Source organism: Stieleria neptunia (assembly GCF_007754155.1).
Taxonomy (GTDB): domain Bacteria; phylum Planctomycetota; class Planctomycetia; order Pirellulales; family Pirellulaceae; genus Stieleria; species Stieleria neptunia.
In genome coordinates this window covers 8946294-8966417 of sequence record NZ_CP037423.1, presented here as the reverse complement: position 1 = coordinate 8966417, position 20124 = coordinate 8946294, and the positions used below count along the sequence as shown (strand labels likewise).

The following is a 20124-nucleotide window of genomic DNA, read 5'->3' as shown; positions in this document are numbered from 1 at the left end:
GGAGGTGCTATTGTGGCGAAGCGGGCTAGAAAAGGAACACCAACGTTGGACTGGCAATTTACGAATCGACCTCCCCTCGCTTCGCTCGACCCTCCTGCCAGGAGGGTGACTCTCAAGACTGCACGACTCGGAAGCGGCGGAAGATGCGGCGGAATTTTCATGGCCTTCGGGATCCAGGGGATGTTACACTAAACGGCCTCCTCGTTGGTCTCCGCATGTCTTTTCTTCCGGAGGGTGTCCATGCTGGATCTCGTCGTCGCGACTTCGGTCATGATCTGTCTGTGTCTGGTGATCGGATGGTTTGTTGCGTCACGGATGAAACGCCAGTCTCGACTGTCCAGCGTGGTGTTGTGCGTTTCGGTGTTTTCGGCGGCCGGCTACGTTTACTTTCTCAATGGCATGTTGACGTGGGCGCGTTTCGTTCCGTTGACTGCCGCGATCGTGTGGACCAATTTTGCGCCGATCTTTTTGTGCGTGGCGTCCGCGGCGGCGCTGGCGATCCCCAACCGTCCGCTCTGGCGGCGCGGCGGGTTGTCGTTGGTGCTGGGGGTATTCGCCACGGCGATGCTGTTGCAGCCGATCGTGCAGCCGGTGATTCGTCCGGTGCGGCACAGCAGGAACACGGTTTGGCTGGGGCACGACGTGTGCCAGCAGTCGGGCAGCGTGACGTGCAGCCCCGCGGCGGCGGCAACGCTGTTGAAGGCCAATGGGATCGACGCCGAAGAACACCAATTGGTGCGGTGGTGTTTGACCGACGCGCTCGGAACCACCTCGCTGGGTCTGTGGCGGGGGCTTCGCCTAGCGACGGCAAAGACGGACCTGGAGCCCGAAGTGATGGACGTCACCCTGGAGGATCTGCTCAGCCGTGAGCAGCGCGACGATCTGTTCCCCTGCTTGATCCTGGTCGGGTTTCCCCGTTTCGGAACGGTCGCATCACCAGAAATCGAATCACGCTACATTAAGGACTACGGTTGGCCGCGAGGATTTCGACACAGTGTCGTCTTGTACGGACCGGCTGAGGATGGCGGAGTCGAAGTCGGTGATCCGTCGATTGGACGTGAGCGGTGGGCGAAACAGGATCTTGAAATTTTATGGCGTGGAGAAGCAGTACGATTGGTGCGTCGCGAATCTTAGTGGTCGGCTTGGTCGGATTGGCCACGATCGGCTGCGACGCCGAAAACCGTCCGTCGGTTCCGCCACAACCGTCGGCCGCGACGCCCAAGCGCGAGCGACTCCCTGTGGCTGCCGATCAGGATTCCAATCCGCATGCCGCCGGGATTGAAACGTCGCCGAGCTTGCAGGAACTGCACGGCCAGATTCAAGTCGCCTTGCAAGCGGGCGATTGGGGCTTGGCGGAACGGATCGGTCGTCAGATGGTCGAGCGATTTCCCGAGGCGCCGGACGGTTATCGTTTTTTGGCCCAGCTGTTGTGCTCGCAAGGCCGCCGCCAAGAAGCCGCGGCCCAGGTGCAAACCTTGTTGAAAATGGGCGTGGCCGACGCCCGCGAAGTGCTGAGCCTGATCGACGTTTCGGCGCCGTTTCGAATCGTCGGGTTCGACCAATGGATCGATCCCTCCCACCGCGGGCTTTTCGCTTTGGGGCAGGCGCGTCAAACGTACATCGCCGACAAAGAGATCGACGAAGCGTTGACGATCCTGGAGACGCTCCGCCGAGAGATCCCCGGCCACACGAGTGTGGAAGCGTTTTACGGACGCGTGCTCGTCGAAGCGAATCGCGACGCGGCGTTCGTGCGATGGCTGGAAGAAGTGCCCGATGGGATTGAGGCCCAGTCGGATTATTGGGTCGCCGTGGGAATGTGGCTGCAGGGGATCGACCAAGATCGGCAAAGTATTGCGGCGCTGGCCAAGGCGGTTGAAATTGATCCCAGCGACCGCCGCGCGTTGCGTTTGATGATCGCCGCGTTGTCACGCAGCGGACAGGACGAACGCGCCGCCGCCGTGCAAGCCTCGTTGGCAAAACTGGACGCGGTGTTTCGCAAAGCCGCCCAGGCCGATGCCAGTGATGCGTTCGAAATCGGTGCGGTCCTGGAGTCCCTGGTGCGTCCGTGGGAGGCGCTGGGATGGTACAAAATCGCGACCGAGCGTGGAGCCGGCGGGGCGGCGCAGTTGGACAAGCTGCGGCAGCGCGCCGAGGCGGTTCGGCAATGGGAACGCGCATCGACCGAGGAACAAATCGTGCGGGCGCGGACAAAGAAATTGTTGGGGTTTGACCCCGGCGGCTACCCGTTGCCCCAGCCGTTGTTGGCGATCAAGGGGAACGCGTCGGAATCGGTGCAGACCGGCAAGAGCCCGCTGTTGTTTCGCGATGTTGCCCACGCCTCCGGCATCCGCACGTCATTCGTCAGCGACTACAACGTGCAAGAAGTCGATTTCTATCTGCACCAGGCCAACGGCGGAGGGTTGGCGCTGTTGGATTTCGATCGTGACGGCAAACTCGATGTCTATGTCATCCAGTCCGGTGGTGACCCGAACATCGCCAATGATTCACTGCCCAACGAGTTGTACCGGCAAACGGAGTCGGTTTCGTTCATGCGTGTGGACGGCAGTGCCCGATGTGATGGACGCGGTTATGGCCAAGGCGTGTGCGCGGCCGATGTCAATCAAGACGGGTTTGTCGATCTGTTGGTTGCCAACATCGGTCGCAATCAAGTGTTGATCAACCAGGGCGATGGAACATTCCGCGATGTCACGTCGACGCATTTGCCGGCGGAATCAAAATGGACGTCCGTCATCGGCGTCGGCGATCTGGACGGGGACCAAATTCCCGATCTGGTGGAGGTGAACTATGTCGATGACCCCGCGGTGTTCATGCGAAAGTGCAAGGGGGAACTCATCGCGTGCGTGCCACAAAGTTTTCGTCCGGCGGCGGATCGATTTTGGAAGGCGGACGCGCGGGGACGGTTCCGACAGATGGCTTCGCTGGTCGGTGATGCGGTTCGGCCCAGCTACGGTTTCGGTCTGGTCATCGCGGACTTTGACGGCCGGCCGGGAAACGAGGTCTTCGTCGGCAACGATGGCGACTTGAATCAGTATTGGCGCGGGGGCCTGTCGACGAGTGCGCCGTTGGTCGAAATGGCGGGAATCAGCGGCTTGGCCGTCGGTGCGACGGGGGTGGCGGCGGCCTGTATGGGAATCGCCTCGGGCGACTTTGATCGCGCGGGGCGATTGGATCTTGCGATCACGAATTTTTACAAGGAACCCGTGAATCTATTTTTGCAAAGTCGCTCGGGCGCGTTTGTCGATGATGCGATGCGACGCGGTTTGGACGTCCCCAGCCGCAGCGTGTTGGGGTTTGGTTGCCAGGCCGCGGATCTGGACAACGATGGTTGGTTGGATCTCGCGGTGCTGAACGGTCATTTGTACGACTATCGCCAGCAGGGCATTCCGTTTCGAATGCAGCCGCAGTTGTTTCGCGGATCGCCGAAACGCTTTGAGCCGGAACAGGTCAGCGATGACGCGTCTTATTTCGCCGTCAAGCGACTCGGGCGCACGTTGGCCCAGGGTGACCTGGATCGAGACGGACGTGTGGACATGGTGGCCAATCACCTGGATGCACCGGTCGCGCTGTTGTTGAACCAGTCAAACGCGGGGAACTGGTTGCAAGTGCAGTTGGTCGGACGAACGAGCGAGCGCGATGCCGTGGGGGCGATCGTCGAGATTCAATGCCAGGGCGAGACGTTTTCGTCGTGGATGACCGGCGGTGATGGATACATGTGCTCCAACGCGCCGCAATTGCACTTCGGGATCGCCGATCATCGGGCCATCGAGCAGTTGACGGTTCGATGGCCCAACGGTGATCGGGAAACGTTTGACGACGTGCCGATCAATCGCCACGTGTTGTTGATCGAGGGTTCGGGGGACGTTTTCTCGGAGCATTGAAAGGACGTCGGGGCGAGCCCTTTGGACGACGGCCCGGAAGGGCCGTCGTACTCGAGAAGCGGATCGTTGTACGACGTCCTTTCCAGGTCGTCGTCGGGAGTTCAGGGGACGACGGCCCGGAAGGGCCGTCGTACTTGAGAAGCGGACCGATGTACGACGTCCTTTCCAGGTCGTCGTCGGGAGTTCAGGGGACGACGGCCCGGAAGGGCCGTCGTACTTGAGAAGCGGACCGATGTACGACGTCCTTTCTAGGTCGTCGTCGGGAGTTCAGGGGACGACGGCCCGGAAGGGCCGTCGTACTTGAAAAGCGGATCGTTGTACGACGTCCTTTCCAGGTCGTCGTCGTACTCGAAAAACCGGTCGTCCCGAGCTGGACGGTCCGTTCAAGCTAAGACTGCAAGCTGCGTGCTTCGGTGGCGAGTTTCGCGAGCCGTGCGGTGAGGTCGTCTTCGATTGATTGCATCAGCGGATCACGTCGGCCTTTGGGGGGCCGTCGCGTGTCGACTTCGATGGCCGGCGCGAACTCGATGACCGCCTTCAAGGGGATCGTGTGATCTGCTTTTCCGTTGACGGTTTCTTGCATCCGCTGGATGGTTTCGACGATCCGGGTGTCGGTGACCTGGTCGGGCATCAGGTAGCTGTCGGGATAGGACGAGAGGTCTTGGGCAAAGTCGGCGGCGAGGACGTAGCGTTTCAATTCGGTCGCCGTCGACGGATCGGCACCGTTGTCGAAATAGCGGGAAGACGCGGTGGAGCGAATCAGCCGGACGCGTTCGCGGGTGTCCTCGGAGGGTTTGTCCAGCTTCATTTGGGATTCGGTGGACGAGAGGACATGTTCGATCAAGTTGTCTCGCCGTGTGGATAAATCGCCGCCGTTGCAATGGCCGAAGTACTGGACTTCTTTGAGCGCCAACAGGCCTTCGGCGAGTTGGACGGTGCGTTCTCGGATGCTGCGGCGGGGCATCAGTTTCCAACCGAGACGCTGTTCGAATTGGTCCAATTGCTGCGTCGCCCAGCGGTCGATGTTTTCCAGGCACAGGTATTTGATGGCGACCGGGTGGACCACGACGTGTCCGCTGCCCGCTGCGGCGGATTGGGCCGGGTCGGCGTGACGTTTGGCCCGTCGTTTGGCGGCGGTGCGGGCGATGAAGGCGACTCCATCGAGCAGCGGTTTCAATTGGTCATTGGTGCGGTTGGTGGTGCCTTCGGGGAAGATGATCAACGGGCGTCGGCCTTCGACCAGGATGTCGATCGCGGCTTCGAGTGATTGCCGATCGTTGCCTTCGCGAAAGATGCTGAACGCTCCCATCCGTCGCAGCGCGAAGCGGTCGAAACGGCCTTCGTTGAACAGGTGCCAGGACGCCATGGCGTGCACATGGATGCCCAGTTGTCGTGCCGGCCAACCCATCACCAGCGGATCGGCATAGCGGCAATGATTCGGCGCCAGCAGCACGCCGTGTTTGGCATCGAGGGACTGTTTGAGGTGCTCGGTGCCGCGCAGTTCGTAGTCGACCACGCCTTCTTTGCGTTTCAGGTAGCGATCGTACAACCGCAGCCGCTGGATCAGCCAGGGCCACAATGTGCCTCGGAAGGGAGGGACGAACTCATACGGACGCTCGAAAACGACGGTCATCGGCGCTTTGGAATCTGGGGCGGAGAGGCGGAGGGATGGCAGGCGCCGGTTCGAAGCGTCGACGCACGCGTTGCGGACGGTTCGATGTTTGTGACCGCAAGTTTAGAGAGCCCGGCCGCCGCTGGCCATTACGGTCCCGTGACACGTCCCAGGAAAACCCCCAGGCCGACCGCAACGATAAAAAAGGCGACCAGGAGCGCGGCGATCAGTACTTTATCGACGCCTTTTTCTTTGACCGGCTTTCGGCTGTCCACTTTATGAACGTCGGATTCGCCCCCGACGTGAACGCTGGAACGTCCGTCGGTGCGTTCGGGATAGTGCTGGCGCTTGCCGATCACCGACTTCGGTTTTTCGGCGGGGGGCTGCCGAGCGGTCGCCCCGCCGTAGCCCGATTCGACTTGCAGGTCCAAGAAGCTGTTGTCATTGAAGTCGATTTTGGAGCGTTTCACATTGATCATCTTTCCGCTGTCGTTGGCGCTTAACCCTTCGCCGCGGATCAGCCGACTGCGGCTGCTGGCCAGCGTGTCGTCGTTTTTGTTGGACAGGGTGTCGCCGCCCTGGTTGGGGCGGACGTCGTTGTCGTCCAGCGAGATCGATGACGAACCGTCTCCGTCGAGATCCGGCAGCTCGCCCAGTCCGATGGTTACTTTTTGGCCGCGCGGGACTTTGGCCACGAATCGCTCCAGGACTTCGGCCACGTCGGTCGCCGATTGGTAGCGATACTTGGGATCCTTTTGGATCATTTTGACGCAAATGCCCTCCAGTTCGCCGGGGACATTGCGGCGGATCTCGCGGATCGGTTTGGGCATCTCTTTTTGATGCATCGCGATCCGCTGGGCCAAGGTGCCTTGGTTGAACGGCGGTTGGCCGGTCAACAGAAAGTACATCGTGCATCCGAGTCCGTAGATGTCGGCACGATGATCCACGGTATGGCTGTTGAGGGCTTGTTCGGGGGCCAGGTAATCCGCGGTGCCGAGGACGTTTTCGTTGTTGGCCACCGTCAGCGATTCGTCTTCTTCGGCCCCCATCAGTGCCAGTCCCATGTCGAGTAGGCGGACGGTGTGGGAGGAATCGAGTAGCAGGTTGGCCGGTTTGACGTCGCGGTGAATCACGTTTTTGGAGTGGGCGTGGGCCAGACCGCGGGCGGCTTGCCCGATCACTTCGGCAGCCGTCGACGGATCCAGGGCGCCGTCGCGTTTGACCAACGCTTGCAGATCCAGGCCGTCGACGTATTCCATCACGATGTAGTGCACATCGCCTTCGTTATCGATGTCGTAGGCCAGGACGATGTTCGGATGATTCAGCGACGCGATCGCTTTGGCTTCGAGTTGAAACCGAGCCAGATAAGACGAATCCGAGACGCGTTTTTTGGGCAACACCTTGATCGCACGACGGTCATGCAATTTGGTGTGTTCGGCCAGATAGACGCTGCTCATCCCACCGGTGCCGATGTGGCCGAGCAGCTTGTACTTGCCTAAAAAGAAGCCTTTGTATTTTCCGTTGAGCAGCTTTTCATTGTGCCACTCGGTCAGCAATCCGTTCTTGACGAACAAGCGGGCCAACGTTTGAGCGTCTTTCGGCAACCCGCCGTCGTAGTGTTCGCGAACCTTCTCCGTCAACCGCTTCATTTTGACTGGATCGACCAGGCGGCTTTTCTCGACCAGCTCTAGAAACTTTTGGGGCGACGGTTCCGACATAAGTGACCGTGTTGGTGGTCTGGCGGCACCAGGGTTCGTGGTGCGGGGTGCCAGATTTTCCAGGTTATCAATATTGGCGAGACGAGAAGTCTACGCAACTGACGCGCCTCATTGGAGAGGAACGTGGAAAATCGGAAAACGATTTTCACAAATAAAGTTGCGGCGACGTCCGGTCACGCCCAACTCGTATGGTAACCGCATTGACGACAAGAATCACACCAATCAGAGGGAATCTGCCGCGGTAAATGTCACGCGGGGTTTGGTTTTAGCGGTTGAACCGGGCCATCGATCCGATGCCGAGTCGCCCACGGATTCCCCGGGCACGTTCCCCTGGCGGCCCGTCGAGTGGCGCCCGCACGCGTCGGCAAGGGGCCACGTGGCGTGCCTCGCATACGCGTTGGGCCGCATGCGATCGCGTTGATTTCGGAACATCGGTTCAATCGACAGGCCGCTGGGGTGCTCAAGGAAGCCTCCGGGTGGATAATGGCGGTCGTCTTTCCATCGGTTTGACCCTTGTTTGACCCTTCACCACCTTTGACGAAACCGTTGGCTTGGATGCATCGAAGTTCTAGTCGAAAACTGATTTTGGGCGTGATGGCCAAGTACTGGGCGTCGGGGCGGGTGAAAACCCGGCTGGGTGCCGCGATCGGCATGCGCCATGCCGCCGACGTGCATCGGGCGTTCTGTCAGCATCTGGCCACCCAACTGGCCGCCGTCGCGGAGGAGCGTTCGTTTGTGATCACGCCCCGAGACCGGCAAGCGGACTTTGCGGCGTTGTTGCCGTCGGGTTGGGGGATCGGGTTCCAGGCCGACGGTGATCTGGGGTGCCGGATGAAAGCCTGGTTCAAGCAAGCCACCGAGCCGGATGTCGATCGGGTTCTGATTGGTGCCGATTGCCCCCTGCTGGACGGTGCGGTGGTCGACCGGGCCGGTGAGTTGCTGGGTGAACACGACGTGGTCCTGGGGCCGGCAATCGACGGCGGCTACTATTTGATCGGTTTGCGCGGCCCGTGGCGAGACGTGTATCAGGGGTTGATGGACGAGATGCCTTGGAGCAGCGATTCGGTGTTTGATCTGACCTGTCGACGCGCGGAGCAGGCGGGGTTACGGTTGGCGACGTTGCCCCCGATGGAAGACGTCGACACGATCAAGGAGTTGGAGCGATTGCTGATTCAATTGAAGGCGTGCAGCGGCGAGACGCGGCACCCGTCGCTCTATCGGACAGTCGAACAAGCGGTCTCGCAGCGGGGATTGGCATGAAGACGGACGTGGTGGTGATTGGCGCCGGTGCCATCGGTTTGACGCTGGCCTATGAATTGGCTCGTCGCGGCCGAACCGTGACGGTCATCGATCGGGACCGTTTGGTCGTCGAGGAAACCGATGCGTGCTCGATCGGCACACCGTTTCGATCCGCCACCTCGTGGGCTGCGGCGGGCATTCTTCCGCCGGCGAATCTCGACAGTGCGACCGACCCGATGGATCGGCTGCGAGGACTCAGTCACCAACTGTTTCCCGAGTGGGTGGAGCGGTTGAAGGCGGAGTCGGGGGTGGATTCACAGTTGGCGCGTTGCGGCGGATGGTATCTGTCGGACACCGCCGGTGAGACCGCATCGATGGTGGGCATGGTTTCCTATTGGCGCGAGTTGTCGATCGAATGCCAGGAGAGGTCGCTGGGGGAGTTGAGCTCGCGCGAGCCGGCGCTGGCGAGTTGGGCCGATCGTGAGTCGCGTGCCAGGGCCTGGTGGGTGCCCGATGAGTACCAGATTTGTCCGCCGCTGTTCTTGCAGGCCTTGATCGGTGCCTGTGATCGGTCGGGGGTGACGTTTCTGGATCGGTCCCGTGTGGTCGATCTCCGCGAAGACGGTTCGGACGTGACGGTGTCGGTGGAAGGTCGGCATCAGCCGCGACGTCAGGTGCACGCCGGGCAGGTTGTGGTTTGTGGCGGCACGTGGAGCGGTTTCATGGCCGAGCGGTTGAAGCTGGCGACCAGTCTGGTGCCGGTCCGCGGCCAGGTGTTGTTACTGAAAACGGAGCGGCCGGTTTTGTCCAGCATCATCAACTTTGGTCAGCGTTATTTTGTGCCGCGACGTGACGGTGCCGTGTTGGTCGGTTCGTGCGAAGAAGAGGTGGGGTTCCAACGCGGGACGACGCCGGCGATGCTGACGGAGTTTCGCGAGTTCGCCCACCGTATTTGTCCGCCGCTGAGAAAGGCGCGCGAGCTGGGGGCCTGGTCCGGTCTGCGGCCGATGACGTTTGATGGATTCCCGATCTGTGGCAAATTGCCTGATAGCGAGTCGATCTTTGTTGCCGCGGGGCATTTCCGCAGCGGCATTCATCTCTCGCCCGGGACCGCCACGTGCCTGGCCGACGTGATGGCCGGTGACCAGCCGCCGATCGACTTGCAGTCTCTCGGAAAAGGTGTCCGACACCTTTTTGGTTGACTAGGCAATTTTGCGGCGGTAGGATTCCCGCTTTGCTGGCGAGGGAGTGGCGATGGGACGACCCAAACGGGCCGATGAGGCGGGGTGTGTTTATCACATGCTCAATCGCGCCAATCGGCGAGACGAAATCTTCCATAAGGAAGCCGACTACGTCGCGTTCGAAGAGATCTTGCGGCAAGCCGTCGAGCGTTCAAAAATTAAACTGTATAGCTACTGCGTGATGCCCAATCATTGGCATCTCGTGGTCAGTCCCGAGGTGGATGGGGAAATGGGGCGTTTTGGGCAATGGCTATGCTTGACCCACACCCAGCGCTATCATGCTCATTATGAATCCACCGGTGAAGGTCATCTCTATCAAGGGCGATTCAAGTCATTTCCCGTGCAATGCGATGAGCACTTTTTGACACTTTGTCGCTACGTCGAACGCAACGCACTGTCGGGCAATCTGTGTCAGCAGGCGGATCAATGGAGATGGAGCAGTCTTTGGCGGTGGCGGCATGGATCGTCCAATGAAAAAAAACTACTGTCCCCGTGGCCGATTCCCCGACGGCCTGGTTGGACCGAATGGGTGTCGATGGCGTTTTCGGAGAAAGAACGCGAGCAACTTCATTGGTGCATCAAGCGGGGAGTCCCGTTCGGAGACGAAACCTGGGTCGAGTCGACCGCTCGTCGACTCGACTTGGAATCAACCATGCGTCCACGCGGACGTCCTCGCAAATTCCCTATTTAGCCAAAAAGGTGTCGGACACCTTTTCTGAGATGATGACTGAAACGACTGCGACATTGGAACCGCCTGGATCGATCGCCGTGATCGGAGCCGGGCCGCTGGGCATCGAAGCGGCACTTTACGGTCGCTTTCTGGGGTATGACGTGACGCTGTTTGAGGCGGAGGCGGTTGCCCATTCGATCGCAACCATGCGTGACGAGCCGATCCCGATGATGCCCGATCGCTGTGTTTCGCCGTTGGCCAGGGGGGCATTGGATGCTCAGGCCGGTGATGCGGTTCCCCAGTCGCTGCCGTTGTCGATCGGCGAGTGGATCGACCGCGTCTGGTTGCCGCTGACAGAAACCGATTTGCTGCGCGGTCGCCTCCGCTGTCCCGTGCGGGTGACGGCGATGGACCTGGTGTCTGCCGGGGCGGAGGACACTGTGCCCGCAGAAGCAGTGGCCGAAGAAGCTGTGCCCGAGAAAGCAGTGCCCGAAGAAGCAGAGGATGACGATGACGTGCCGCCCGATTTTCAGTTGACGTTTGAGGACGGGGAATCGGCTGATTTTGAAGCCGTCATCGTGGCAACCGGCGATGGGGGGCAAGCCATCGGCCGATCGTTTTCGTTGCCCGCGGATTACCTGTTTACCGTCGGCGGGCAGCAAACGGGCGATGCCGAAGCCGACTTTTGGGGCGGGCTGAAAGCAATCGTGGCCGTCTATGCCTCGCTGGGCGGACGGGCCGATTTGGACCTCTATCAGCCACGGCGCGGATGAGACTGCACTTGATTTCTCGGGCGATTTCGGCGAGATAAAGCGGTGCCGGACCGGCGTTCCCGACCGTTCGATCGCGTCGCATCCGACCGCCGAGTTCAACCGACGAGTGGATCCAATGGTAAATCCCCTGTTTCGCATTTTGGTTTGTTTCGCCGCGTTTGCGCTCTCGCATGGCGCCGCGATCGGCCAGGCGCAAGAACGACCACGAGGTCCTTCTGTCTATCGCAGCCCTGAGGCGACGGTTTCGGATCGCTCGACTTCGGTCGGGCAGGTGCATGACGCCTCGGTCGTTCACGAGTTGGCCGATGAGTTCCCCGACTTGATGGTCTCGGACGCCGCCGCGGACGACGGGCAGACCGCCGAGGGAACGCTGGCCGGGCCGGTCGTGACCACGGTCAGTTCGTTGTTGGTGGTGCTGGCCGTTTTCGGCGGATTGGTTTGGATTTCGCGTCGCTATGGATCGTCGCGAACGCTCGGCGGCGCGTTGCCCGACGACGTGCTGCGAAATCTTGGCAGTGCGGCGATCGACGCCAAGACACGGGTGACGTTTCTGAAGGTGGGCGCTCGCATTCTGGTGATCGGGCAAACCCCGACCGGCGATCCCCATACCCTTTCCGAGATCACCGAACCGGACGAGGTCGCTCGATTGACCAATCGGTGTTTGGGGCGGCCGGAGATCGTCGGACGGCGGACCGGTTATCCGAGCGGCGTGGATCGAGGAAGCAGGGATCTGGGAAGCAGGGAGTCGTCGCGGCGCGATTTGGCGGCCGGATGAGTTTGGCGATTCTGGCCGTAGCGATTCTGTTGTTGATCGGTGTCGTCTTGCGACAATCGATCGTTGCGTTGCGGGTGTTGTTCATTCCGGGGTCGGTCGTTGCCGGGTTTGTCGGGTTATTGACCGTCACGTTGCTGGGTCGCTGGGGAGGCGAAGCCGTCGCGGCGCAGACGGCGGAGGTCAACGCGACGTTGGCCGGCTGGCCGGGACCGCTGATCGCCGTGGTGTTTGCGGCGATGATGTTGCAGCAATCCGGTGGCAGCCCACGACCACACGATGATTCCACCGCTCGACGCGTGGGCCGCCAGGGGTTGATGGTCTGGATCATCGTGCTCGGCGAAACGATGGTCGGATTGTGGGCGACCTGGTGGTTGATCCAGCCGCTGTATGACGTGCCCAATTCGTTTGGCATGTTGATCGAAACGGGATTTGCCGGCGGTCATGGCACGGCGGCAGCGATGGGGCAGGTGTTCAGCAGCCCGCAAGTCGGCTTGGAGGCCGGTTTGGATTTGGGATTGTTGATGGCGACCTGTGGGCTGGTCTATGGCGTCGTCAGCGGCATCGTTTGGATCAACGTGGCCGCCCGGCTGGGATGGCTGCACGACGATTCGGCGGGGGCTTCGTCGTCGGGCGCGGCGCAGGAAAAAAAGCCGATCGGGTTTCAGACCACTTCTTCGGACGCGATCGACCCGCTGCTGTTGCAGGTCGTCTGGGTCGCCTTGGCCGTCGGTGTCGGGATGTTGATGCAGACCGTCGTGCTGGGGGTGGCCGGGCGAATCGACATCGCGCTCGGTGCAGGGGCTGGCTCGGGAGCGGTGGGGGCGGACGCGGAGTTGTCCAAGCGGATGGCGGCGAGCAACGTGATGGATTTTCCACTGTTCATCTACACGATGTTCGGCGGCTGGCTGGTCCGACGGGTGCTGCGCGGGCTGGGGCAATCCCATCGTGTCGATTCGGCGACCATCGAACGGCTCAGTTCGACCGCGATGGAGGTCTTGGTCGTCGCCGCGATCACCTCGTTGAAGCTCAGTGCCGTCGCGGCGCTGATCGGGCCATTTTCAATTCTGTTTGTTTGTGGTGCAATTTGGACGGCGATCTGTTTGATGGTCCTCTCTCGCTGGGTATTGCCTGGGGAGCATTGGTTTCCACTGGCGTTGATCAACTACGGCATGTCGACCGGCACGACGGCGACGGGATTTGTCTTGTTGCGTGTCGTCGATCCGGAATTGAAGACCGGGGCGGCAAGCGACTATGCGCTCGCGGCGCCGTTGTCGGCACCGTTTATCGGTGGCGGGATTTTGACGATCGCGTTGCCGCTGGTGTTGTTGGAACGCGTGTCGATCGCTTGGCCGGCGCTGGTGATCGCTGCGGTCGTGTTGGTGCTGGTTTTGGTGGGGCGGCAGTTGGGACGCGTGAAGCGTTAGGGCGAACTCTCGGACAAGTCGTGGGGATCGCAAGCTGGAAGCTTACGCCACGGGGGATCGCAAGCTGGAAGCTTACGCCACGGGGGATCGCAAGCTGGAAGCTTACGCCACGGGGGATCGCAAGCTGGAAGCTTACGCCACGGGGGATCGTAAGCGGTCCTTCGCGAAGGGGCGCCGGACGGTTAGAACATGTCGATCGTTTTCCTGTTCTTTGGAGATTGCTTTGTCTGCCGCATCTGTCACCGCCGACGACTTTCCGCCGCTGCCGGCCCCTACGTTTGGGAGTCGGGTCGCGGTTTGGTGGATGATTTTAAAAACATCGTTAGGTGAACGTTTGGTGTATCGCGGCGATTTCGCGCTCGGCACGTTGATGCGTTTCCTGCCGATCATCACACAGATTTTCTTGTGGTACGCGGTGTTTGATTCGATCGGCGACCCCGAGGGGGAATCGGCGGCGGAGATCGGCGGATTTGGTTTCCGCGACATGGTGGCGTATTACCTGCTGACGATGATCGCCCGCGCGTTTTCCAGTATGCCGGGGCTGGCGTCCGGGATCGCCCAGCAGATCCGCGAGGGGGAGGTCAAACGCTTTCTGATTCAGCCGATCGATTTGATCGCGTTTCTGTTGCTCACTCGCGTGGCCCACAAGTTGGCGTATTACGCGATCGCGGTGGCCCCCTTCGCGTTGGTCTTTTTTCTGGCACGCGATTACTTCGTCGGCGGTTGGCCGAGTCTGCCGGTGTTTCTGGCGTTTTGCGGTTCGTTGGTGATGGGGTTCCTGATCGGTTTTTTCTTGGAAGCGGCGATCGGGATGATCGGGTTTTGGTTCTTGGAAGTCAGTTCGTTGCTGTTCGTGATCATGTTGTTCAGCTTCTTTTTGTCCGGCCACATGTTCCCGTTGACGATGTTGCCCGAGAGTGTTTTGACGGTGGTGAACTGGTTGCCGTTTAAGTACCTGGCCTATTTCCCCGCGGCGATCTTCCTGGAGAAGATTCCGCAGGAGGAACTCGCCAAGGAGATGTGGATCGAGGCCGGATGGTTGGTGTTCTTCATCATCTTGTGCCGCGTGGCCTATGCGCGCGGGGTCAAACGCTACAGCGGTTTTGGGGGTTGAGGTCGATGGAAGAACTACGCCGTTACGGACGCGTGTTTGTGACCTTCGCGCGGAACAGTCTGGTGCGTGACATGACGTTCCGCTTGAACTTTTTCTTGCAGTGCGTCAGCAGCCTGGGTTGGACGGCGATGAACGTCGGTTTCTACCTGATCATCTTCGAGCACACCGGTTCGATCGGAGAAGGCACGGGGTGGGACCGCGATCGATTCTTTTTGTTCATCGCGACGACCTGGTTCATCAATTCGTTGGTGCAGGCGTTTTTTATGCCCAACGCGCAAGAATTCAGCGAGATGATTCGAACCGGGGGCTTGGATTTTGCGTTGCTGAAACCGATCGACACGCAGTTTCTGATTTCGTTTCGGCGGGTCGATTGGAGTCAATTGTCGAACTTCTTTGCCGGCGGGGTGATCGCCGCGGTCTCGCTGTGGAATCTGGCCCATCGCGAGGTCGATCCGATGGTGCCGTCGCTGTTGTCCGTGCTGCTGTACGTCGTGTTTCTGCTCTGCGGGATCTCCATCATGTACAGCGTGATGATCGCGTTGAGTGCGACCAGCGTTTGGCTGGGACGCAATCAGTCGCTGTATAATTTTTGGTTTTACATCACCAACTTCAGCCGCTATCCGATGGAGATTTACAACCGCGGCTACTTGGGGAAACCCCTGTTCGGGCTGTTCACGTTCGTGATCCCGATCCTGTTGGTGGTGAACGTTCCGGCCAGGATTTTGGCCGATCCGCTGGTCGCCCGCGAAGACGGATCGGGGTGGTACATCGTCTGGGCGGCGGTGATGACCGTGTTCAGTTTGTGCGCCAGTCGCTGGATGTTTCGCAAGAGCTTGTTGAGCTACCGCAGCGCGAGTTCCTGACTCCTTTTTCGCTCGCTGCGCGAGTGACGCTGGAATGACAGGCTGGAAGCCTATCCCACCGGTTTCTAGCGTTTGAAGAAGCTTGTCGGATCGAGTTGGATCTCGCAATCGTCGCAGAGGGGCAACGTCCATTCGGGTGACGCATTCAGGGTCTGGAATCCGGTCGCAGCGTATCGGTAGGCATCGACGGATTCTGTTTCCGGGTCGAGGATCAAGTAAACGCCGACGCCGGATTCGTGGTAGAGCGTTTTCTTGTGGATTCGGTCTCGATCGGCCGTCGACGGTGAAACGATTTCTGCGACGATCGCCGGTTTGGTTTTCACGTGGCCGCTGGGGGGCGGTCCGCAGACGACGACGGCATCGGGACGCACGACGGTGTCCTCAGCAATCACCCAGTCGATCTCGCACAATGCCGTTGCATCACAATTAACCGAGCGAAGGGCAAGGCGTAGTTCCGAGACCAAGTTGACGAGCACCATTTGGTGTTTCCCGAACGGGCTGGGGCTCATTGAGATCGGGATCCCGTTCCAGAGTTCCCAATCGCCTTCCCAGTGCTGGTAGTCCTCCACGGTGTAGTGCGGAAGGTACTTGGCTGCGGCGGACATTTCGAAATCCTGGGTGCGGGGGATCCTGGGGGGATTGGGGAGCGGTTCCATTATAGCGATGCCCTCTCCACGGTTCAGGGCGAGTTGTCGTGGTGGAGGATTGCGAGGGTGTCGATTAGGTTAGGATCGGACGGGGGCCGACACATGAGCACGCGACAAGGAAAAAACGGAATGGACGTTTCGAAAGACATCGTTTGGCACCAGCACAGTGTGGACCGCCAGAGGCGTGAGCGTCAGTTGGGGCAGCAGGGTTGTGTGATTTGGTTCACGGGGCTGAGTGGTTGTGGCAAGAGCACGATTGCCAACGCGCTGGACGCGATGCTGGTGGCCGAGGGCCGGGCGACGACGCTTTTGGATGGTGACAATGTGCGTCACGGATTGTGTGCGCCGCCGGCGGTGTTGCAGCCCGAGCATGGGGCGGAGTTTGCGGAGCGGTTCGGTTTGGGGTTTGGCGCCGTCGATCGAGAGGAAAACATCCGCCGGATCGGCAACGTGGCGGCCCTGATGGCTTCGGCGGGATTGATCACGTTGACGGCGTTCGTCAGCCCCTATCGTCGGGACCGCGACCGGGTGCGGAAAATCGTCGCCGAGGCCGGGCGGGCGAGTGATTTCGTGGAGGTGTTTGTCGACACGCCGTTGGAGGTGTGTGAGGCGCGCGATCCGAAGGGGTTGTACAAGAAGGCCCGCGCGGGCGAGATCAAGCATTTCACCGGGATCAGCGATCCTTACGAATCCCCCGCGTCGCCGGAAATTCGCCTAGACGGGGGGGCGGGGAAGAGTGTGGAGGCGTTGGCCGGGGAGGTGAGGGAATGGTTAGTGGGGAACGGGGTCTTTTGAGTGGTCGGCTCCCGGTTGGGATTTGGGTGACTCCTCACGGCGAGCCAAACGCGCTCGACCCTCCCCCGCTTCGCTCGAACCTCGCTGCCAGGGAGGGTGACTGTACAAAATGCACAACCTCTGCATGGGAGGGTGAAACGGTCGGGCGTTCCATTCAGTGAGAACGTGAGACTGAAACCTGAAACCTGAAACCTGAAACCTGAAACCTGAAACCTGAATCCCGGATCCCGGAACCTGTTTTTTTGCCGTTGCGGTATTGGGCGGTGTCGGTAAACTACCGGACCGTAAATCAGACACGAAACAATAAATTGGTTTGAAAGTAAGTACGAAATGACGATTTCGAAGCAGCGAAAAGCTGAAGTCATCAAAGAACACGGTGCAACTGACGGCGATTCTGGTTCCCCCGAGGTTCAGATCGCGATTTTGACCGAGCGAATCAACGGTCTGACCGAGCACATGCGGACGCACAACAAGGATTACGCGTCGCGTCGCGGATTGCTCGGTTTGGTCAGCCGTCGACGTCGCTTGCTTGACTACGTCCGCGGGGAAGACCCGCAGAGGTATCTTGATATCATCGGAAAGCTGGGCATCCGTAAGTAGCCCGGGTTCGGCCGCTCTGGCGTGACGAAGGCTTCGGCCAAGAGTCGCCATCGCGGCGACCTGAGATTGATTTCTCGCTTTCTTCTTCACGCCCGGAAGGCCTTGTTGCCAATCGCCGGGCGGGGTCCGGCAAGCGCTGTGCTTGCCGCTGTCGTGGGTGATTGGAACCTACTCCCCACCAGGACCTTTTCTCTATCACGCCTGATCGTGCTCGCTGGCGTCGGACCGTGCCGGCGGGTGTCAATCGCATCGGGGTCGTTCTCTTTTCGATCGATCGATCGGTCGAAAACGGTTCATTTATCGTTCATGACTTCGGGCACCCGCGGGCAATCGGGCCGGTCGGTCACCGGAGTAATTTTGTTGTAGTTGTTGTTGCAGGAAGGAAAGTAAAGTGACTGTGAATAAAGTTCGCGTCGAAAAGAAAATCGGACGCCATGTGTTGTCGTTCGAGACCGGCCAATTGGCGAAACAAGCCGCCGGTGCCGTGTTGGTTCAGTACGGTGAGACCGTCGTTCTGGTCGCTGCGGCCAGCGGTACCCCGCGACAGGGAATCGATTTTTTCCCATTGATGTGTGATTACCGCGAACGATTCGCGGCGGCCGGCAAGTTCCCCGGCGGGTTTTTGAAGCGTGAAGGCCGCCCGTCGACGAAAGAGATTTTGAGTTCGCGATTGATGGACCGACCGATTCGTCCGCTGTGGCCGGAAGGTTTCATGGACGAGGTTCAGGTCCAAGCGTTTGTCGTCGCCAGTGACCAGGAAAACGACGGCGACGTGTTGGCGATGAATGGAGCCGGTGCGGCGCTGCACATCAGCCCCTTGCCCTTCTTGGGGCCGATCGCTTCGGTCCGTGTCGGCAAGGTCGACGGCGAATTGGTCGCTTTCCCGAGCAACTCGGACCTGGAAGAAAGCGAACTGGACATGATCGTTAGCGGTTCGCGCGAACAGGTGGCGATGATCGAAGGTTTCGCCAACGAGATGCCGGAAGAAGAGATGATGGAGGCGATTCAGTTCGCCCACGCCGCGATCCGCGACGTGATTGATCTTCAAGACGAGCTGTACCAGAAGGTCAACCCGCAAAAGGTCGAATACACCCCGCCGGAAGATGACGGGTTGATGGACCAGATTTCGTCGCGTTATTACGACGAATTCAAAGCCGCGATGCAAACCTCCGGCAAGCAAGATCGCGCCGCCGCCGTCAGTGCACTGCGTGACAAGGCGATGGCCGAGATGATTCCCGATCCGAACGCCGAAGGCGCGATTTGCACCAAGCGATTCAAGTCGGTTTGGCATGATCTGGAAGGCAAGGTGGCGCGTGATTTGATCGTCGCCGGAACCCGACCGGACGGCCGCGACAACACCAGCTTGCGTCAGATCCACTGCGAAACCGATGTCCTGCCCCGTGTCCATGGCTCGGCCGTGTTCCAGCGTGGTGAAACGCAAGCCTTGATCACGGTGGCGCTGGGGACGGCGCGTGACGAACAGCGAGTGGACGGATTGCATGACGAGTTCAGCAAGAAGTTCATGCTCGACTACAATTTCCCCTCCTTTTCCGTCGGCGAATGTCGACCGATCCGTGGACCGGGCCGTCGTGAGATCGGGCACGGTTGTCTGGCCGAACGCAGCGTCGCGCCGGTGCTTCCGGCCGCCGATGAATTCCCCTACACCGTCCGCGTGATCAGCGACATCACCGAGTCCAACGGCAGTAGCTCGATGGCGTCGGTTTGCGGTGCCACCTTGGCCCTGATGGCTTCAGGTGTCCCGATCAGCAACCCGGTCGCCGGTATCTCGGTCGGTCTGGTGCGTAACGCCGATGACGAGTATGTCTTGCTGACCGACATCCTGGGCAGCGAAGACCACTTCGGCGACATGGACTTCAAGATCGCCGGAACGCAAAACGGCATCACCGGGATCCAGTTGGACCTGAAGGTCACCGGGATTAGCGAAGAGATCATTCGCGCGACGTTGAAACAGTCGCGTGAAGCTCGCATCGAAATCCTGCGAAAGATGCTGACGACGATTCCGCGTCCCCGCCGCGAAACGGCTCCGACCGCTCCGCGACTGTTGCGTACCCGTATCGCGTCGGACAAGATCGGTGCCTTGATCGGTCCGGGCGGAAAGAACATTCGTGGCATCCAAGAGACGACCGGATGTGTGATCGAAGTGGATGATGACGGTACGGTGTTGGTCGCCGGCAACGACAAAGAGTCGGCCGCCGAAGCGATGCGTCAGGTCGAAGCCTGCACCGCGACGGTCCAGATCGGAAAGATCTATGACGGCATCGTCAGCAGCATCAAAGACTTCGGCGCGTTCGTCGAGATCTTGCCAGGACGCGATGGGCTGTGTCACATCAGCGAGTTGAGCAGCGGCTACATCAGCAGCATCGACAAGGTCGTTCGCGTCGGTGACGCGATGAAGGTCTTGGTCATCGATGTGGATGAACACGACCGCGTCAAGCTGAGTCGTCGTCAGGCGCTCGAAGAGTTGGGCGAAGAAGACGAAATCGCCGCCATGGTGGCCGAGCAAGGCGACGACCGCGGTGGCGATCGTGATCGCGGCGACCGTGGCGATGGCGACAACGGTGATCGTCCGCGACGTCGTGGCGGCAGCGGACGCCGTCGTGGCGGAAGCGGTGGCGGTGGCGGCGGCAGCCGTCGGCCTCGCGACTGAGTCGCCGGTCGCGTCGTTTGATCGACGCCGTGCCTGAAAGATTTTCAACGCAGCCCCGACTGTCTCAGTCGGGGCTCGTTTTTTAG

Annotated in this window: 16 protein-coding genes; 13 read left to right on the top strand and 3 right to left on the bottom strand. The window is 60.2% G+C overall.

Annotated elements, in window-relative coordinates:
• Positions 1-240: 240 nt before the first annotated feature.
• Both Enr13x_RS31255 and Enr13x_RS31250 read left to right on the top strand, forming a co-directional pair.
• Complete coding sequence (locus Enr13x_RS31255; protein WP_145390854.1) at positions 241-1134, top strand: cysteine peptidase family C39 domain-containing protein; 894 nt, start codon at positions 241-243, stop codon at positions 1132-1134.
• Positions 1092-3899, top strand: coding sequence for a CRTAC1 family protein (locus Enr13x_RS31250; RefSeq protein WP_145390853.1), 2808 nt, complete (start codon positions 1092-1094; stop codon positions 3897-3899). Before Enr13x_RS31255 ends, Enr13x_RS31250 begins: the two co-directional genes overlap by 43 nt.
• Positions 3900-4287: 388 nt before the next feature.
• On the opposite strand, the gene Enr13x_RS31245 is transcribed toward Enr13x_RS31250, so the two are convergent.
• Positions 4288-5532: a lysophospholipid acyltransferase family protein gene (locus Enr13x_RS31245; protein ID WP_145390852.1), complete on the bottom strand. Its 1245-nt coding sequence runs from the start codon at positions 5530-5532 to the stop codon at positions 4288-4290.
• Between the two features lie 128 nt (positions 5533-5660).
• Entirely contained in the window at positions 5661-7229 is a 1569-nt protein-coding gene (locus Enr13x_RS31240; RefSeq protein WP_145390851.1) for a serine/threonine protein kinase, read from the bottom strand.
• A gap of 555 nt (positions 7230-7784) precedes the next feature.
• On the opposite strand from Enr13x_RS31240, the gene Enr13x_RS31235 reads away from it, so the two are divergent.
• From Enr13x_RS31235 to Enr13x_RS31200, 8 genes are all read left to right on the top strand, one after another.
• Positions 7785-8489, top strand: coding sequence for a TIGR04282 family arsenosugar biosynthesis glycosyltransferase (locus tag Enr13x_RS31235; RefSeq protein WP_145390850.1), 705 nt, complete (start codon positions 7785-7787; stop codon positions 8487-8489).
• Positions 8486-9670, top strand: a complete 1185-nt coding sequence (locus tag Enr13x_RS31230; RefSeq protein WP_145390849.1) for an NAD(P)/FAD-dependent oxidoreductase — start codon at positions 8486-8488, stop codon at positions 9668-9670. The genes Enr13x_RS31235 and Enr13x_RS31230 overlap by 4 nt, the downstream gene beginning before the upstream one ends.
• 52 nt (positions 9671-9722) lie before the next feature.
• Complete coding sequence (locus Enr13x_RS31225) at positions 9723-10400, top strand: transposase (RefSeq protein ID WP_145390848.1); 678 nt, start codon at positions 9723-9725, stop codon at positions 10398-10400.
• A gap of 29 nt (positions 10401-10429) precedes the next feature.
• Entirely contained in the window at positions 10430-11152 is a 723-nt protein-coding gene (locus Enr13x_RS31220) for a hypothetical protein (RefSeq protein ID WP_145390847.1), read from the top strand.
• Between the two features lie 115 nt (positions 11153-11267).
• A complete protein-coding gene (locus Enr13x_RS31215) occupies positions 11268-11927 on the top strand; it encodes a FliO/MopB family protein (protein WP_197455480.1) in 660 nt (219 codons plus the stop codon).
• Positions 11924-13351 (top strand): sodium/glutamate symporter, encoded by a 1428-nt coding sequence (locus Enr13x_RS31210; protein WP_145390845.1) that lies wholly within the window; start codon positions 11924-11926, stop codon positions 13349-13351. The genes Enr13x_RS31215 and Enr13x_RS31210 overlap by 4 nt, the downstream gene beginning before the upstream one ends.
• Positions 13352-13655: 304 nt before the next feature.
• A complete protein-coding gene (locus Enr13x_RS31205; protein ID WP_145392788.1) occupies positions 13656-14465 on the top strand; it encodes an ABC transporter permease in 810 nt (269 codons plus the stop codon).
• Between the two features lie 5 nt (positions 14466-14470).
• Complete coding sequence (locus tag Enr13x_RS31200) at positions 14471-15328, top strand: ABC transporter permease (RefSeq protein ID WP_145390844.1); 858 nt, start codon at positions 14471-14473, stop codon at positions 15326-15328.
• 65 nt (positions 15329-15393) lie between these two features.
• Here the strand turns inward: Enr13x_RS31200 and Enr13x_RS31195 are convergent, their stop codons facing one another.
• Positions 15394-15933 carry a Uma2 family endonuclease gene (locus Enr13x_RS31195; RefSeq protein ID WP_197455478.1) on the bottom strand — a complete coding sequence of 180 codons (540 nt, stop codon included), beginning with the start codon at positions 15931-15933 and terminating at the stop codon, positions 15394-15396.
• Between the two features lie 171 nt (positions 15934-16104).
• On the opposite strand from Enr13x_RS31195, the gene cysC reads away from it, so the two are divergent.
• From cysC to Enr13x_RS31180, 3 genes are all read left to right on the top strand, one after another.
• Positions 16105-16770, top strand: coding sequence for an adenylyl-sulfate kinase (gene cysC, locus Enr13x_RS31190; protein WP_145390842.1), 666 nt, complete (start codon positions 16105-16107; stop codon positions 16768-16770).
• 330 nt (positions 16771-17100) lie between these two features.
• Positions 17101-17370, top strand: a complete 270-nt coding sequence (gene rpsO / locus Enr13x_RS31185; protein ID WP_145390841.1) for a 30S ribosomal protein S15 — start codon at positions 17101-17103, stop codon at positions 17368-17370.
• Between the two features lie 391 nt (positions 17371-17761).
• Positions 17762-20038, top strand: coding sequence for a polyribonucleotide nucleotidyltransferase (locus tag Enr13x_RS31180; RefSeq protein WP_145390840.1), 2277 nt, complete (start codon positions 17762-17764; stop codon positions 20036-20038).
• Positions 20039-20124: the final 86 nt, after the last annotated feature.